Below are 16,999 nucleotides of genomic sequence, written 5' to 3'. Positions count from 1 at the left end.
AGTGTTAACTTTTGTAGTCCTGTAGCCTTTACTCAGCCAACGCACGTTGGACGGCTTTATGCGAATGAATCTCGGTCGTGTCGAAGACTGGAATCGCTACGTCCCTTTGTTGGATCAATAAGCCAATCTCCGTACAACCTAAAATTACCCCTTCTGCCCCAGCTTCAATAGCCTTAGCGATCACATTCAGAAAGGCTTCCTTTGATTTCGTCAAAATTTTCCCCTGACACAATTCAGCAAAAATAATTTGATTGACGAGCTCAATATCCGATTCACTTGGAATCCAGACGTTGATCCCGCTATCGATGATTTTTTGTTTATAAAACGTCTGGGTCATCGTGTATTTTGTTCCTAACAGCGCGACCTTCGTGAGCTTTTGTTCTTTCAACACCTCGATCGTCGCCTCGGCGATATGTAAAATGGGAATGGTCAAGTGTTCAGCGATTTGCGGGGCGACCTTATGCATCGTGTTGGTGCAAATCACTAAGAAATCAGCTCCCGCTTGTTCCAAACGCTGCGCTTCCTGGCCTAAAAGTTCGCCGCTTTTTTCCCACTGATCATTAAGCTGCTGTTTTTCAATCACCTCAAAATCGACACTGGCGAGCTTGATTTTTGCCGAATGCAGTCCGCCTAACTGCTGATTCACCAGCTGATTGATGCGGGTGTAATAAGTCACCGTACTTTCCCAACTCATGCCGCCAAGCAATCCAATCGTTTTCATGGATGCGCCTCCTCTATTTTTAGTCACGTTAATTATAGCAAGAAAGCTGGGATAACTCGACAGTTCTTATGTTGGCTCAGCCTTATTCAAATATGCTATGCTACTAAAAAAGGCAGGTGATAGGATGTATCATGGAGAAGTCGTTCGGAAAATCCGAATCAATAAAGGACTCACACAAAAAGAGGTCTATTCAGGGATTGTCTCGAAGTCGTATGCGATTGAATTTGAAAAAGGCAATCACAGTATTTCGGCTACCTTGCTTCTCGATATTCTGGAGCGAGTCTCAATTGATATGGATGAATTTCTTTATATTAGTCAAGGCTATCATTTGCCGGAACAGGCGGACTATATTTTTCGCTACTCAAAATATAGCAACGATCATGACTTACTAGCATTGAAACAATTACTGGTCGAGCTTCAATCTTATCACGGAAAAATTGCTGAAGTCCGAATCGCTGAAGTTCGCTCACGGATTCGAATCATTGAAGCCGTGCAAAAAACAGGGAAATACACTCCCGCTGTCGTGCTAGAGGAAGATAAAGTGACAATCATTCACTATTTGACCAATCTGCAAACGTGGACGCTGCAGGAGATTCAATTGTTCGCCAATACCTTAGAATTTATTGATGCTGAAAAACAACTGATTTTCTTCAAGCAGTTATCAAAATCCTTAGAGCTTTATCTGGAGTATGATCGGGGCCGGGAAATTTTTTGTAGTCTGCTGGTTAATTTGATTCGCGAGACACTAGATGAGAATCTGCTGGACTATGCTGACGTCTTAATCGAACAATTATTTTTACTTACAACAGACTACAAAGAACTTTTCCAACGACTCTGCGCTAAATTTTTCAAAGGAATCTTAAAAATGAAACACGGTGATCCTGCTGGTTGGAAAGAAACTCAACGCGTTCTGTCTATCCTTTACGAATTGGACCATCTAACTTTAGCCAAAGAATTAGAATCGCTACTTTAAACCGTTTCTTAATTGAAACGGCTTTTTTGGTCCTGTATTCAAGACCAAAGCAAATATTTAATTTCAATTATGATAAAACTATTCCTATCGACAAAGTAATCACGAATGGAAAGGAATTTTTATGGAACAGCACTTAAAAAAAGGCTCTACTCAGTAGCCCTTATCACTTTGCTTTTTACTGTCCAGCCATTGACAGTAAATGGAGCAACACAAGAATATTTGATTGATGGCGTAGCTTATCGTGCTGACCAAACCAGTACTGAGAATTTATTAACCTTGCATGGCGATCAAGGAGAAAGCTTCGTCCTCCATCGCGACGGCTCTGATTGGTACACAGATACGGGTAAAGTCCAGCTGGTGCCTTATATTCCTGAAACTACCGTGGAAAAAGTGGAAGCTGAATCATCTTCGACAGAAAATAGTGAATCAACTACGGTTTCCAATCAAATAGAAACGACAATTGATCCTACTACTTCTTCAAGTGTGGAAAAGCAAAGCACGCCAGAAATTTCTGCTACACTTTTGGTTCCGCAAGTCACAATAGAAAAAGCTCCTCAACCTGAGGAAACAGTTATTTCTAGTGAGGCGACTACCAGCGTATCCGATACAGGTAACATAAACACAACACCAGTCAGCTCAGAAACAACGGTTCCTTCCACTGAGGATATTTCTACAGTTGCTTCAGTTGTTCCCGTCAGCCACGTCTTTCATCCTGAGAACCATAGTCTTCCGAAAACAGGCAGCGATCAACGATCCGGAAATTATTTTACCTTCGCTGGCTTCGGACTGTTAATAAGCCTCTTCAGCTGGTTATGGTTCGTATCAAAAAAACAAAAAATTTAATCCACTCATTTAGGAGGAAATAATTTGACCCATAAACAATCTGATACATCTTATAGGATGATTTTATTTACCACTTTCATCATGTTGCTTGGTTTCTACTTAGTCAGTCATGCTGAAAGCCTCATCCCGGTTTCCAATCTAGGTTATTTTTCCTTAGTACTCTTCGGAAGTATCGCCTACTGGCTCGTTTTTGGTTCCATGGGCTATCAAAAGCTTTTTCAACGACCCATTCATTTTTGGAAAAACTTTTTTAAATATTTTTTATTAGCCAATCTCTTCGCATTTTTTTTGGGCGGCTTGATTACCTATCTAACTCATCTTCATAAAGCCAATCCGGCGGACGATAATCCGCTCTGGTTCTTCTTTTTGATCATGCCTTTCGCCTTGATTGGAGAAGAGATATTCAGTATTTATTTCTATAATCTATTTAAACTAAAGCTTTCTCCCCTTGTGGCAAATTTATTCGTCTGTATCTTATTTGGCTTGATTCACTATTGGACGTATTTCAACGGCTCCGTGATCCTAACGATCATTCAAGTCATTGCCGTCCAAGGTTCTGCACGTTTTTGGTTCAACCAAAGCTATGAAAAATCCGGCTCACTGCTGACCAGCTTTGCGATTCATTATGTTTATGATTTTATTGGTTTCATGCTGGTTTTCTTCATCCATCGATGAATTTCTCCAGTAACTAATAATCCAATCAAAAATGGAGAGAAGACAAAAATTTGTCCTCTCTCCATTTTATTAAGTTGCCATAGTGGTCTTTGAATTCAATGCTTCTTCCAACTGCTGGTATTGTTCCTCGGTCAAGTAGGGCTTATACGCGCGTTTGACCTGCTCTGCTGACTCCGGTGTGATCTGTCCATTGCTACTATTGATGTCTGCTAAAATATCAGCGAATTCCTCTTGAGAAACCTGGCCTTGCTGCTGTCCTGCCGACATCTTTTCAGTGAATTCTTCCACTGAAATCGTGTCACCTTTTTTTGGCAATTCGATTTTTTGCTTCGAATCTTTTGTGTCATTTTTAATCGTCAGCTTCAGTGACAGAGTCGCCTCAGCATTTTTCGCATCGGCCTGCATAGTGGTTGTTTGGGAGTGCTTTTGGGTATTTAACGTCGTTGTTTGTTTATAGCTTGATAATTGATCTAGTTGCTTTTCAGCATCTTTGATGGATGCTTGTTCTTTCTTACTGCCGTTTTCCTTCACGTAGTCGAAAAAGCCTTGAAGGTCTTTTTTTGTGAAGGTTCGTTGGATCGTATCCCCTTCTTGCTTAAAGGAATCAGTATCTAACGTAGCGAGATAATCAGCAAAGTGCTTCGTGTTGAAGCTGGCCGTAATATCACTCGTCTGCTTTTTTCCAGTAGTATTTTTTTCAAGATCTTCATTGGTTAAGTGGATATATTTCCCTTTGAACTGTTCAAACTCTTTGGCGTCGATCGGCATCTCTGCATTGAATTCTTTTGCGATCTCTAACGCCTTCGACATAAATTCTGTACTTAAATAAACGGACGGATCGTTTTCTTTCATATCAAAATACAGATTCAAGGGGACCGTTTGCCCTAACGCCGCAATATTCATATTGATCTTAGCCAATTTTGTTTCTGTGTCTTTTTGATAATCCCCAGTAATTTTAGTGCCGCTGACCATTTTTGCGATCATCTCCATCGATGCCCGCGTGGGTGCATCTTGATCATTACCTTTGATTGCTAGCTCGTCAACTACGATTGAATAGTTCCCTGCATTCATTTCATTTTGCTTTGCAAGTTCCGCCGAAAATTCCTTTTGATTTTCTTTTTTACAACCCGTAAAAAAAAGCAGCGCTAGCGCCATAATTATTATCACTTTAAGTTTTTTCATTTTTCTCTCCTCAATATAAGCTTTAAGGTAAAAACGTTTTCTTTCATCATATAGGTATTCCTGTTTAGATACAAACCATTTAGCAAACAATATCTCTTTTTTGATAAAATTATTGGATTTATAAAAGACCCTAAACGAAGGTCTGCGGTATGCTATTTTTATAGTATTATTTTATATAAAATATAAATCAACATTTATTATTCAAATCATCTTGGTTAATCAAAAAAGCCAGAATCTAAAAAAAGATTCTGGCTTTTTTAGCGTTAGCAAAACAAAAATGACGATTACCAAGTGGCTATTTTCTTGCTAGCAATTTTCCTTTTAAATGCTGATACGTCAAAAATTGCTGCCGGGTCCGTTTGATAGTTTTGTATCTTTTGGGCTGCTTTTTATAAAATTCTTGATGATAATTTTCCGCTGGCCAGAACGTCTCCGCTCTTCTAATCTCCACGATGATCGGCTTTTTATAGCGATGAGAATCAATCACCGCTTGTTTGGCTTTTTCAGCGATTCGACGTTGTTGGTCATTTAACACAAAAATGATTGGGCGGTATTGATCGCCACGATCTTGGAATTGGCCAGAAGCATCTGTCGGATCAATGATCTGCCAATAAAGTGTCATTAATTCTTGATAACTAACGACCCGCGTATCAAAGATAATTTCTACCGACTCCACATGTCCGGTGAAACCGCCGCTGACCTGATCATAATTCGGTTGATCCTCTATTCCACCCGTGTACCCTGACAACACTGAAACAATCCCAGGATGCGTCTCGAAAGGTTCTACCATACACCAAAAACAACCGCCTGCAAAAATTGCCCTCTCTTGATGGGTTGGATCACTGATCCTATGTTTTTCTTGGACTGGTTCTTCCATTCCCGATTCATTTCCAGTCAGCTCCTGATAAAAATCAGCAACATCCGGTGTCAAATTATTTCGGCTTGCCAGTGGCCGCAGCTCCGCCTCCAACTTGGCTGTCTGCTCATTAAAATTCCCACGTGCTGCTAAAGCATTTTTTGCATTCGTCAGCAAGTAACGTTCCCAGTCTCGCGTGTTGGGATTTAAGATCAGATTATAGATTTTTTCTAAAATTTTTTCTTGGTCTAAAGCCATCATACCCACTCCCTTTGAGGCAGTCTGCAAGCTAAAATTCAACTGCAATTTACCACAAATTGGTGGAATTATCGAATGGTTGGATTGTGACAAAAAAAACGACCACAAAAGTTGTAGTCGTTCGTTGAAATTAAAGCAATTCAAATTGAGCTTGCTGTGTATCATTTACATTTTTTCCAACAAAAACAATAAATTCCCCCGCTTCAATTCCAAACTGCATATCCTTCATATAGTAAAATAAATCACTTCGCCTAATCGTGAATGTTACCTTTTTTTCTTCTTTAGGAGACAAATATACTTTTTTGTATTTTTTTAATTCTTTTACTGGTCGAACAACCGAACCAGTTACATCTTGAATATAAAGCTGAACCGTTTCTAAATATTCATATTCAGAATTATTTTTTATTTTAATACTGACGGTTAATTGATCCGTCATTTGCTTTGAACTCAATGATAACTGACCGTAATTTACCGTTCCATAGCTTAAACCGAAGCCAAATGGAAATAGCGGGGAATTAGATCTATCTAAATATTTCGAAACAAATCTGCCTCTGTGAGTGCTACTGTTTAGTGGACGGCCTGTTTTGAATTCATTGTATGACATTGGTAATTGACCAACATTTTCTGGGAATCCCATACTGAGTCTGCCAGAAGGATTCACTTTTCCAAATAAAATATCCACTAGTGCATTTCCCCCTTCAGTTCCAGGGAACCAAGCTTGAATAATCGCATCCATCTGTTGAACTTCCTTAGTAAACGTCAGAGGACGACCGCTAATCGCAATTAGAATATTCTTTTTTCCTAACTCAACCAGCTGTTTTATAAACTTTTTTTGAATTTCAGGGAGAGAAATATCTGTCCGACTGCCCGCTTCACCACTTTGCATGGTGTGTTCTCCCATTGCAAATATAATGATATCTGCGTTTTTTCCAGCAGCCAATGCTTTATTGAGAGCTAATTCTTTTTCTTCATCAGACATTCCTAATGAGTGAATTTGCTCTTTCGTAGCTCCAAATTCACCCAAGAATTGATAATCTGCTAATAGGTCGCAGCCCTTTTCAAAGGCAAATTTTTCTTGCTTTAGTTCTTTTTCAAGTGCTGCTTTGATTGAAACAACATCGGTACTTTTTCCATGAACAGCCCATAAGCCGATTAAATCTTGTTTGTCACCATAAGGCCCGACCAATAAAATTTTTTCTTGGTTCGTTTTTAATGGAAGTACCTCATTTTTATTTTGTAATAAAACGATCGACTCTTGGGCAACTTTTCGTGCCAAGTTCCGATTTTCTTCAGTCAATAAAGTGGCTTGCTCCTGATCGACATTGCTACCACGATAAGGGTCTTCAAATAGTCCCAAATCATTTTTTAATTTCAGAACACGCCAAACAGCGCTGTTTACTAAGTTTGAATCAATAGCGCCCTCAACAACTAATGCTTCCAATTCATTTGCATAGCAGCCGGTCTTCATATCAATATCATTTGTTGCGTTCATCGCTAGAAGCGTGGCGTCTCTTTCATCTTTGGCTACACCATGAGAGATCAACTCTTGTACCGCGGCATAATCAGAAATAATCACACCATCAAAACCCCACTCTTCTCGTAAGATTTCTTTTAATAAAAATTTATTACCTGTAGCAGGCATCCCATCATACGTATTGAACGAGGTCATTACTAGCTTTGCTCCAGCATCCACAGCAGCTTTATATCCGCTTAAATAATCTTGGCGTAAGCGACGTTCGCTCATATCAACCGTATTGTACTCTCGTCCTGCTTCTCCAGCACCATAAGCGGCAAAATGCTTCACACAAGATGCAATTCCCTCAAGTTTATCACTTTGCTCTTGTTGTAAGCCACGAACCATCGCCTCTGCAAAATCGGCATTCAGTTGAGGGTCTTCTCCAGTTGACTCTAGGCAACGCCCCCAACGAGCATCTCTTACTAAATCAACCATCGGGGCATAGGTAACATGTGCTCCTGCAGCTCGCGACTCGCGTGCAATAACACCATATGCTTCCTCAATTAATTCAGGATTCCAGGTTGCACCTAATCCTAAAGGAATGGGGAAGATCGTGCGATAGCCATAAATAATATCAGCCATAAAAAGTAACGGGATTTTGTGGCGACTATTTTTTAAATACTTTTCTTGAATGTCTCGCGTTGTTTCTGCTCCAGTGACATTTAAAACCGAGCCAACGACATCAATTGTTTTTTGAGTGATCCCTAATTTTTTCTTTGGTCCAACAGCTAGCTCCTCACTATGGAAAAAATCACCGGATAGCTGAACCAATTGACCGACTTTTTCGGTCCATGTTAACGAATTCAGTAGCTCTTTTAATTTAGTTTCTTGCATTAGTCATTAACTCCTTCAGCTGCTTGTTCTTCCTTATGAGTACGTAAGTCTAAGCGTTTAAACCACGGATACCACAAGACTGGTGATAGTATTAGTTGAATAAATAACTGTAGCAAAATAATTGAGATACTTCCTTGAACAGCCGCATGAAAACCAAGCGGCAACCCAAAAATAGCTTGAACGCCTATGAATTTTGCCACAATTCCCAATTTCGTCAGTACATAGGCCAAAGTCAATGCGATTGCGTTGTTGGTAATAAATGGAAATGCCAGATCAAAATTCAATACTAAAGGTGTCCCGAAAATAACTGGTTCAGTAATACCAAACATTGCTGGAATAATCGATATCTTTCCGACTTGACGATATTGCTTGCTTTTCGCCCTCAGCATCAGCAATACCAAACCTAAGCCTAAGCCGCTCCAAGTAATGATATTAAAGAATGCCAGACCCACGATATTCGGTGGCGTCAATCCTGCTTGTACAGCATTCAAATTTTCAAGATCCATCGCTAGCCATAGCGGCGTAACAAGTGGCAGAATCACATTTGTACCGTGAATTCCAAAGAACCACAACACTTGCTGTAAGAGGCTTAGTAAAATCATCGCTACAATTGATCCACCTACACCTTTTAACGGTTCTTGAATGATGCTGTAAACAAATTGATGCATGCTGCCAAAGGAGGTCATACTAAATAATAAATCAACAATTGCAAATAAAACTCCAATTAAAATGGTTGGAATCAAAGCTTCAAATGTTTTCGTTACCATTGGTGGAACACCCGCAGGCATCTTAATCGTCCAGCCACGATGTTTGATTGCTAAATATAATCGCGCACTTACGATCCCTACGATCAAAGCAGAGAAAACGCCTTGTGCACCTAGCCAGTTTGTCGGAATCCCCATTGAATCATCTGTCATTTTTCCTAAAGGTGTAATGATTAGAAAACTAATCAATGAAATGATCGAAGCGGAAATCGGATCTTCATTCTCATCTAATTTCACTACTAAATGGTACGCAATCAGAATGGCAATATAGACAGCTAATGCGCCAAGTGTCATAGTGTTTACTTTAGAAAGAAGCGCAGTCAATTTATCCAGTTTAGCTAATGCTGGTACCATTCCCATCAGTACAACAAACAATACGGACATTGACCCAATGAAAAGCGGTCCTAAAGTTGCCATCATAGCACCAGAGATTGCTTTTAAATAGGGGTTAGCTCCTAACTTAGCAAACCAAGGATTCAGTTTATCAAATAGATTGGTAATTTTTTCTTTCAATGTTGCTCCTCCTCATTAAACGAATATTTATAACGCTTTCATTATAGATTCGTTGGTAGTGCTAAGTCGTTCCGCTTTTTTACGACAAAGTGGAAATTTAATTACTTTTTTTAAGAAATTGTTGTCGAAATTTTTGGGGTGACATACCAAACTTATTACGAAAAACATTGTAGAACGTTTTATTCGTCGCAAAACCATTATTCAAGCCAATTTCCAAAATTGTTTTGTCTGTATCACGCATCTCTTTGTATGCTGCATCTAAACGAATCGAGTTAAGATATTCTGTAAAAGTGATCCCCATGAATTTTTTATAAAATCGGGAAAAATAAGATGGATTATAATTAAATATCTTTGCTACCTCTTCAATCATCAGATTTTGAGTGTAATGGTCCTGAATATACTGGTTGACTACTTTCATTTTCTCTAAATATTTGAATGATTTAATTTCATAGATATTTGTACTAGAAAATGTATTCCTTTCGCAAAGAATTGCTAGTAATTCATAGACTTTGGCTTTTACATAAAGATGCTCCGCTAATCTATTAGATGAAAAATTCTGATAAATAAATAGTAAACATACCAAAAGCTCTTTCGTTTGCTGTTCCGGAATCGCCGAAAATAGAAATTTTTTTAAATACTGCTCTTCGGTAATTCGCTGTAAATATTCAAGTGGAAATTGAATTACTAAACACTCACCTAAAATTGGACTTCTAGTAGAATGAACATGATTCGAATTGATAATAATGCATTCTTTGGCTTTCAAATGATAGGTTTGTCCGGCGAATATTACTTCCAACTCTCCAGAGAAACAAAATAACAGCTCCAAGCTTTCATGCCAATGAGGCGGAATCAAACGATCAGAAGATTTTGATTGGAATGAAAAAATTTTATAAGGATAATTATCCGTGGGTGAAATCTTTTCATACTTCATATTACAGCCTCGCTTTCTCAAATTTTTTTAAATTGCTATGCGATCAAATTGTCACAATTAAGCACAAGAAAACTCAAGGATCAAACTAGTCGTCTGATGTCTCCTTGAGCTTTCAATTTTAATCGATTATGAAGATATTTCAATCTACCTACAACAATTCTCTCCTCAACGTCGCATCATCGATCGGTGATAAATAACTTGGCGCGATATCTAAAACAGTAAAGGCCCCGTAACGCTGCTCTTTCGCTAAACGTGCGCACGCTCTGGCGTAAGCGACCAGTACGCTGGCAGTGAATTCGGGATTGCTTTCGAGTTGCAGATTGTATTCGATGACTTGCTTCGTTTTATCGTGAGTGGTTTCGGTCCGCAGCACGGTTCCTCCATGAGGCATCGCCTGATGATCTCGTTTTAATGCTTCAGCTGAAATAAAATGAACCGTTGTATCGTATTCATCAAAATAATTCGGCATCGTCACGATTTCCTGTCTGATTGCTTCCTCGTCAGCTCCTTCGGCCAATACAACAAAGCATTCCCGCAGATGTTTGTCTCGTGTCGTCAGATCCATTTTTTCGCCGGCTTTTAATTTTTCAATCACGTCATTGTTGGGAATCGTATACTGGATCGCATCGGCAACGCCGACAATTCTGCGCAAAGCGTCGGAGTGTCCTTGGCTAACTCCTTTACCCCAAAATGTATACGTCTCGCCTTCTGGCAAAATGCTTTGGGCATATAAACGATTCAAGCTGAATAATCCCGGGTCCCAGCCGGTGGAAATGATTGAGACAGTTTGATGCTCTTTAGCGACCTGATCGACATTTGCAAAATGCTCAGGAATTTTGGCATGGGTATCAAAACTGTCGATTGTATTAAAGTTTTTTGTGATTGCTGGTGTTTGAACAGGTAAATCTGTTGCTGAGCCGCCACACAAAATACACACATCAAGCTTTTCCTTGTAGTCTTCTAATTCAGCTATGGGATAAGTCGAGGCTCCGTCGGTTTGGACTGCTGCAGGATCTCTCCGGGAAAAAACACCTACCAATTCCATATCCGCATTTTGTTTCAATGCTCGTTCAACCCCACGCCCTAAGTTTCCATACCCAATAATTGCTACTCTAATCATTCGCCGTCCTCCTAAATGTATTTATTAAAATTATACAATAAAACAAGAGCCAAAATTAAAAAAAGCTCATTTTAATTTTGACTTAGAGGCGCAAAAAAGAAGCTGAGACATTAATTTGTCTCAGCTTCTTTTCACGTTTAAACGGTGTGACAGAAGTAGCTTCTGTCTCCACCACAATTTTTATAATAAATGATTGTCCTTCAATACATCGCCTATATACGTGTGTTCCACTTTCTTCACGAAATGCCCCAGTACTTTTTTCTCAACGTAAGGCAGATCCATTTCAGAAAGCTTCTTCCGATCACTTAAATAATACACCGAATTGGCTAATGTGCGAATGTCATAGGCTGATGCATAAACTTCCGGCACACCTCGTTCAATATCCAAGAAGGAATAGACAGCTTCCATCGCGGTACGAACAGAATATTCTGTGGTAAAGACGGTGTCTCGCTCGGTTTCAGCGAAATTCCCAATAAAGGCCAAATTTTCTGAGCCATTTGGAATGACTAATGGGCGGTCTCCCGGTTCTCGCAACATGAAATAAGAAGTGATGAAAGGCATGTAAACGGGAATCACAACACAAGACTCTTCAGAGAATTTCTTGATATCCTCTTCTGGCACACCTAAATGGTACATCAATTCTTGGACGATTTCTTGCCCACTACATTGTTCGATCGGCTTCTTAATATAATTTCCTGGAGTGTTGGAAAGAAGTCCATAGACCCAGGTTACTGTTTGTTGATCTTTTTGTTCTTTAAAATGTGGTTGACGGTGAGTCGCGAAGCTCATTAACCAATTCGAATCTTTGATCGTGATGATCCCACCGGTAACAACTTTACCCGTCCGTAATTTCCGTTTGGTCAAGCGGGAAATATACGGTTCAATATCAAAATTTTCCCATGTAACGGTTGCAGAGACAAACCAACTTTCATCCGGCAAATTGTCACAAAAAACTTCTGGATGACCGAATTCATTTGATTGTTTCGCCAAGTTTTTCCAAAGGTTCCAGCTACCGCCCAATTCATGCGTAATTGGTGCTGGTGTATGATGGTCCCCTTCGGTTGAACTTTCTGTGATAGACCCGTTAGTAACAAAAACTAAATCATTTTCCGTCAAAGCGATTTCTTCGGCTTGACCTGAATGCGTCAGCAAAATTTTCTGGGCTACTTTTTTATTTGGTGTCGCTTCAACTTGAATATTATTGATCTTCGTTTCATATTGGAAGTCTACACCATGGTCATTCAAGAAAGATAACAATGGCTTCACTAAAGATTCATATTGATTGTAGCGAGTGAATTTCAACGCGGTGAAATCTGGCAACCCTTTGATGTGGTGGATAAAACGCATCACATAACGGCGCATCTCAATGGCGGAATGCCATTTTTCAAAGGCAAACATTGAGCACCAGTACAACCAGAAGTTTGATTCAAAGAATTCTTCACCAAACACGTCTTCGATTTTTTTGCCGATTAATTGATCTTCGGATGTCATAAACAAATCAACTAATTCTTTTTGCGCCTTTTTCGATAAGGTAAAGTCCCCATCATCGGCCGTCCGTTCACCACGATTATGGATGATCCGGCAATTAGATGAGTTAGGATCGTCATGATCCAACCAATAAAATTCATCTAAGACAGAGGCATCTTCCACTTCCAGTGATGGCACCGAACGAAAAAGATCCCACAAACACTCAAAGTGATTTTCCATTTCACGACCACCCCGCGTGACAAAACCATCATGGGGAATAAATTTTCCATCCAACGAACCGCCAGACAATGAAAGTTCCTCAAAGATATGAATATGTTCACCCTTCATTTGACCATCTCTAATTAGAAAAACTGCAGCGGCTAAGCCCGCTAAGCCTGCTCCTACAATATAGGCGCTCTTGTCGTCAACGCCTTCCGGTTTTCTCGGTCTAGCAAATGCCTCATAGTTTCCATTCGTGTATCTCATGTTGTTCCCTCCTATTTTATTTTCTCAAGTGCTCCGCCAACGATAATAAAATCATTGGCTTTCTTTATTCAGCATACCAGTCAGAAAATAATAATAGAAATAAGACGCGTTGAACAATCTGGAAAACTAGACTAATTGAAGTATTTGTCTAAAAAAAGAGCAAGCAATCAAAAAACGATTACTTGCTGATACATTTATCCCTCTTGTTCGGTCATAATTACTGGACCGTCTTTGGTTATCACGATGGAATGCTCATATTGGGCACAAAAACTGCCGTCCAAGGTCCGAGCAGTCCAGCCATTGCCATCGACCCCCGCTTCCCAAGTTCCCGTAGTGATCATTGGCTCGATCGTAATCGTCATCCCTTCCTTCAACCGGGTTCCTTTACCGGCAGCACCAAAGTGTGGAAAGAATGGTTCTTCATGAATCGTCGGACCAATTCCATGAGCTAGGAAATCTTGAACGACGCCGTAGCCTTTGCCTTCTGCATACGTTTGGATGGCGTGACCAATATCCCCAACACGATTGCCGACTTGGGCTTGTTCGATTCCTAACATCAACGCTTCTTTGGTTACATCCATCAGTGCTTGATGCTCCGGCGTGATTGCGCCAACCGCATATGTCCAGCAGCTATCCGAGATTGCGCCATGATAATCGACACAAAAATCGACCTTCAGAACATCGCCCGTTTTCAACCGATAATTTGACGGAAAGCCGTGACAAATTTCATCATTTACGCTCGTACACGTCGCAAATTCATAACCTTCGAAACCAATCTGAGCCGCTGTCGCTCCAGCCGCTTCAATTTTTTCCTGCACGAAGCGATTGATTTCTTTGGTGGTAATGCCGGGAACAATAATTTCCCGTAATTGTTTGTGGACACCCGCTAAAATAGCACCAGATTCTTTCATCTGTTCAATTTCTCTTGTTGATTTTAAAGTGATCATTTATTTGCTCCTTCATTGATACTTGAACGTTATAACACGAATCGCTTTCAAAGAAAAGGCCAACGATTAAAAACCGTCAAGAGCTTAATTTCAGCTTAAATTGATTCAATGGACCACTTTGCCAAAGATCTTTATTTTTTAGATAAATCTGTCCATACTCAATGATCCAGCCGTGAAGATTCTGGGCTTTGATGGTATCTAACGTCTCAGGCCAAAAGATATGCTGCTTCAAATCCTTATAACCCGAGGATAAAAAACCAAGGTTTTCAAAAATTCGTTGCGCATACTTGTCTGCGATAAACGTCGAATGGTCAAAAACGTAGACTAACAAAACATCCGCCGTTTCTTCACCAATTCCTTTAATCGTCAGCAATTCTTTCCGCAGTTTTGAAAAATCTTGTTGCGCAATTAATCCCAAATCAAATTGCGCTTCAGCCAGCCACGCAAATAATCGCTGGATCGTTTCAGATTTGCCTTTATAAAAGCCACTAGGCCGAATCAAGTCTTGTAATTCTGTTTTTTCTAACGCCAGTATTTTTTCTGGTGAAAACTGGGTCGCATCCGCTAGATTTGTCAGCGCGTAATCAACATTGCGCCAGTTGGTATTTTGAACGAGCACCGCACCAAGTAAAATCTCCCATTTATTATCAGTATCCCACCAGCGACGGTGTTCCATGACCTGACTAAAGGCTTCATATAATTCTTCGATATTTGTGACCATTTCTATCTCCTTAGCATTTTGCTCTAACTCTAATTATATTAGAATCCGAGTAAACACGCTTGTATAGTGTTTCTCCTTATGTAAATTTGAGCGAGAATAACTTTACTTCGTTACTCCATTTTTTGAAATACTACAAATTAATTAAAAAATAAATCCGGCTTGTGTGACAAACCGGATAAACAAAATTATTCAATTATAACCCATTAAAGATTTTCAGAGCTTGAATCACATTTTCTTTGATTGCATCCGTGGCAAGCAACGATAGTTCGTCAAAAAATATTTCTGTTGACGAATTATTTATGACTTTCTTTTTCAGCGCATCTCCAGCAGCCATGTTCATGTAGGTGTAATAATTGATCTTTCGAATTCCTTGCGAAATTGCCTTTCGGTAATCTTCTTCAGAAACACCCGAGCCACCGTGCATCACTAATGGTTTCCTTTGGGTGGTTGATCGGATTTCAGCTATTCGTTCAAAATCCAATTTTGGTTCAAACATATACTTTCCATGAACTGTCCCGAAAGAGATCGCCAAACAATCCACCTTTGTCGCTTCTATAAAGTCTTCGGCCTGTTGAGGATTGGTAAAGAGATCAACATTGCTAAAATCAGACAAGCTTGATTCACGTCCTTCTCCTCCAGCAATTGCTGAATTGGTCATTTCACCTAATTCAGCCTCCACAGAAACATTGACACTATGAGCAATTTTGACGAGTTCGCTAGTTTCCTTGACGTTGGTCTCATAATCTTTCAATGACGCATCATACATAATTGAAGTAAATCCTAGTTTGATTGCCTTCAAACAGGCGGTCAAACTTGCCCCATGATCTAAGTGAACAGCTACCGGTACTTTTGCATTCTTAGCATAAGCAACCATCAAAGGTCCGATTTCTTCAATCGTGATCAAATTTTCATGAACTTCCGCATGTTGAATAATGACAGGAACATTCAGATCTTCCGCTGCTTGTATGACCCCACGCAGACATTCCATATTAGGAACATTGAAAGCACCAACTGCTCTTTTCTCCATTTCTGCTTCTTTCAACAATTCTTTTAACGTCACTAACATCCTTTATTCACTTCTTTCTTGTTTAAAATCTACAACAATTCGAAAGGCATCCGTAGTCACCGCTTGCTGAAAAGCTTCTTGAATCTGGCTCAGGGGATATATTTTTGTAATAAAAGGCTTTACATCAATAATTCCTCGACTGATCAATCTCGCCGCACGGATAAAGTCCCGTTTATTTGAATTTGCTGTCCCCATTATTTTCTGCCCTGTTTTATGAATATGATCAAACTTAAGCTCCACTGGATTATCTGGATAGTACGACGAATAAAGAATCATCGTCCCTGTGTTAGATAAGCTTTCTAACAAGCTAGGAATTAGGCTTGCAATCGGTGTTGTATTAAAAATAATTTGAGCTCCCAAATTCTCAGTCTCCGCTAAGACTTTTTTAGTTAAGTTTTCCTTTTCAGGGTTTACCACACAGGCAGCTCCCAAATGTTTCGCTAATTTCAAACGTTCTTCATTAGGATCGGAGACGATCACAATACCTCCTCTTTTTTGCGCCAATTGTAGATGAAGCATTCCCATGATTCCAGCACCGATAACTAACACATAATCACCAAAATGAACATCCGCAGTCTCGACACTGTGCAGAACACAAGATAACGGCTCTGTTAATGAAGCTTCTTCCGGCTGAACATTTTGATAGGTAAAAATATTTTCCGGATCAACGATCAAATATTCAGAAAGCCCCCCCATCCCTTTATAGGGAAGACCTGGTTGTTGCTGGCTGTGATCAAAATACAAACAATTTTGCTCTTCCCCTACACGGCAATAATAGCAATGTCCACAAGCCAAATTTGTTCCAAAAACTACTTTATCGCCTTGTTTCCAATCTCCTTTTACCGTCGCTCCAACCCTAGTAATTTCTCCAGCTATCTCATGTCCGCCAATGAAAGGAAATTCAACTTTTTTTACCCCGGTATAAACACGCTGTTCCCATGTACAAATAGCACAAGTATCAATTTGAATTAGAATTTTATCTACTGGTACTTCTGGTATCGGAGTCTCTTCTACCACTAAATTTTTAACGTTATAAAATACCGATGTTTTCAATCAGCTCACCTCATTTTTTTCATTTAACGCATTAAAAACGACGTCAGAACAAGTAACTTCGTACCAACGTCGT

15 protein-coding genes are annotated in these 16,999 nt (G+C 39.7%); 3 read left to right on the top strand and 12 right to left on the bottom strand.

Translation table 11 applies throughout. The features are described from left to right. Positions 1-28: 28 nt before the first annotated feature. Complete coding sequence (locus IGI54_RS01870) at positions 29-721, bottom strand: aspartate/glutamate racemase family protein (RefSeq protein ID WP_430621009.1); 693 nt, start codon at positions 719-721, stop codon at positions 29-31. Positions 722-845: 124 nt separating this feature from the next. Between IGI54_RS01870 and IGI54_RS01865 the strand changes: the two genes are divergently transcribed. The 3 genes from IGI54_RS01865 to IGI54_RS01855 all read left to right on the top strand — a co-directional run bounded on the left by IGI54_RS01865 (position 846) and on the right by IGI54_RS01855 (position 3,212). Next, positions 846-1,694, top strand: coding sequence for a helix-turn-helix domain-containing protein (locus IGI54_RS01865; protein ID WP_430621008.1), 849 nt, complete (start codon positions 846-848; stop codon positions 1,692-1,694). 189 nt (positions 1,695-1,883) lie between these two features. Continuing rightward, the gene (locus IGI54_RS01860) at positions 1,884-2,537 is read left to right on the top strand and encodes an LPXTG cell wall anchor domain-containing protein (RefSeq protein WP_430621007.1); all 654 of its coding nucleotides are present in this window, start codon (positions 1,884-1,886) and stop codon (positions 2,535-2,537) included. Between the two features lie 24 nt (positions 2,538-2,561). Continuing rightward, complete coding sequence (locus IGI54_RS01855) at positions 2,562-3,212, top strand: CPBP family intramembrane glutamic endopeptidase (RefSeq protein ID WP_430621006.1); 651 nt, start codon at positions 2,562-2,564, stop codon at positions 3,210-3,212. 69 nt (positions 3,213-3,281) lie between these two features. Here the strand turns inward: IGI54_RS01855 and IGI54_RS01850 are convergent, their stop codons facing one another. The 11 genes from IGI54_RS01850 to IGI54_RS01800 form a co-directional block, all read right to left on the bottom strand. Next, positions 3,282-4,394 (bottom strand): hypothetical protein, encoded by a 1,113-nt coding sequence (locus IGI54_RS01850; protein WP_430621005.1) that lies wholly within the window; start codon positions 4,392-4,394, stop codon positions 3,282-3,284. A 295-nt stretch (positions 4,395-4,689) separates the two neighbouring features. Next, positions 4,690-5,508: a peptide-methionine (S)-S-oxide reductase MsrA gene (msrA, locus tag IGI54_RS01845; RefSeq protein ID WP_430621004.1), complete on the bottom strand. Its 819-nt coding sequence runs from the start codon at positions 5,506-5,508 to the stop codon at positions 4,690-4,692. Between the two features lie 130 nt (positions 5,509-5,638). After that, positions 5,639-7,858: a beta-glucosidase BglX gene (bglX, locus tag IGI54_RS01840; RefSeq protein ID WP_430621003.1), complete on the bottom strand. Its 2,220-nt coding sequence runs from the start codon at positions 7,856-7,858 to the stop codon at positions 5,639-5,641. Beyond that, positions 7,858-9,135, bottom strand: a complete 1,278-nt coding sequence (locus IGI54_RS01835; protein ID WP_430621002.1) for a PTS sugar transporter subunit IIC — start codon at positions 9,133-9,135, stop codon at positions 7,858-7,860. The genes bglX and IGI54_RS01835 overlap by 1 nt, the downstream gene beginning before the upstream one ends. 97 nt (positions 9,136-9,232) lie before the next feature. After that, positions 9,233-10,066: an AraC family transcriptional regulator gene (locus IGI54_RS01830; RefSeq protein ID WP_430621001.1), complete on the bottom strand. Its 834-nt coding sequence runs from the start codon at positions 10,064-10,066 to the stop codon at positions 9,233-9,235. 148 nt (positions 10,067-10,214) lie between these two features. After that, positions 10,215-11,186, bottom strand: coding sequence for a diaminopimelate dehydrogenase (locus tag IGI54_RS01825; RefSeq protein ID WP_430621000.1), 972 nt, complete (start codon positions 11,184-11,186; stop codon positions 10,215-10,217). A 180-nt stretch (positions 11,187-11,366) separates the two neighbouring features. Continuing rightward, a complete protein-coding gene (locus IGI54_RS01820; protein ID WP_071861557.1) occupies positions 11,367-13,139 on the bottom strand; it encodes an oleate hydratase in 1,773 nt (590 codons plus the stop codon). Positions 13,140-13,333: 194 nt separating this feature from the next. Further along, positions 13,334-14,086, bottom strand: coding sequence for a type I methionyl aminopeptidase (gene map / locus IGI54_RS01815; protein WP_379946374.1), 753 nt, complete (start codon positions 14,084-14,086; stop codon positions 13,334-13,336). 76 nt (positions 14,087-14,162) lie between these two features. Then, on the bottom strand, positions 14,163-14,807 hold the full coding sequence (locus IGI54_RS01810; RefSeq protein ID WP_313630696.1) for an endonuclease III domain-containing protein: 645 nt from the start codon (positions 14,805-14,807) through the stop codon (positions 14,163-14,165). Between the two features lie 193 nt (positions 14,808-15,000). Continuing rightward, positions 15,001-15,873, bottom strand: coding sequence for a class II fructose-bisphosphate aldolase (locus IGI54_RS01805; RefSeq protein ID WP_430620999.1), 873 nt, complete (start codon positions 15,871-15,873; stop codon positions 15,001-15,003). 3 nt (positions 15,874-15,876) lie between these two features. Then, positions 15,877-16,926, bottom strand: coding sequence for a zinc-dependent alcohol dehydrogenase (locus IGI54_RS01800; RefSeq protein WP_379946372.1), 1,050 nt, complete (start codon positions 16,924-16,926; stop codon positions 15,877-15,879). Positions 16,927-16,999: the final 73 nt, after the last annotated feature.

Origin of the sequence: Enterococcus sp. DIV0800 (assembly GCF_050559735.1) — a bacterium.
Taxonomy (GTDB): Bacteria; Bacillota; Bacilli; order Lactobacillales; family Enterococcaceae; genus Enterococcus_A; species Enterococcus_A devriesei.
Note: the sequence above shows the minus strand (reverse complement) of the source record. Positions and strands in the feature narration are given on the sequence as shown.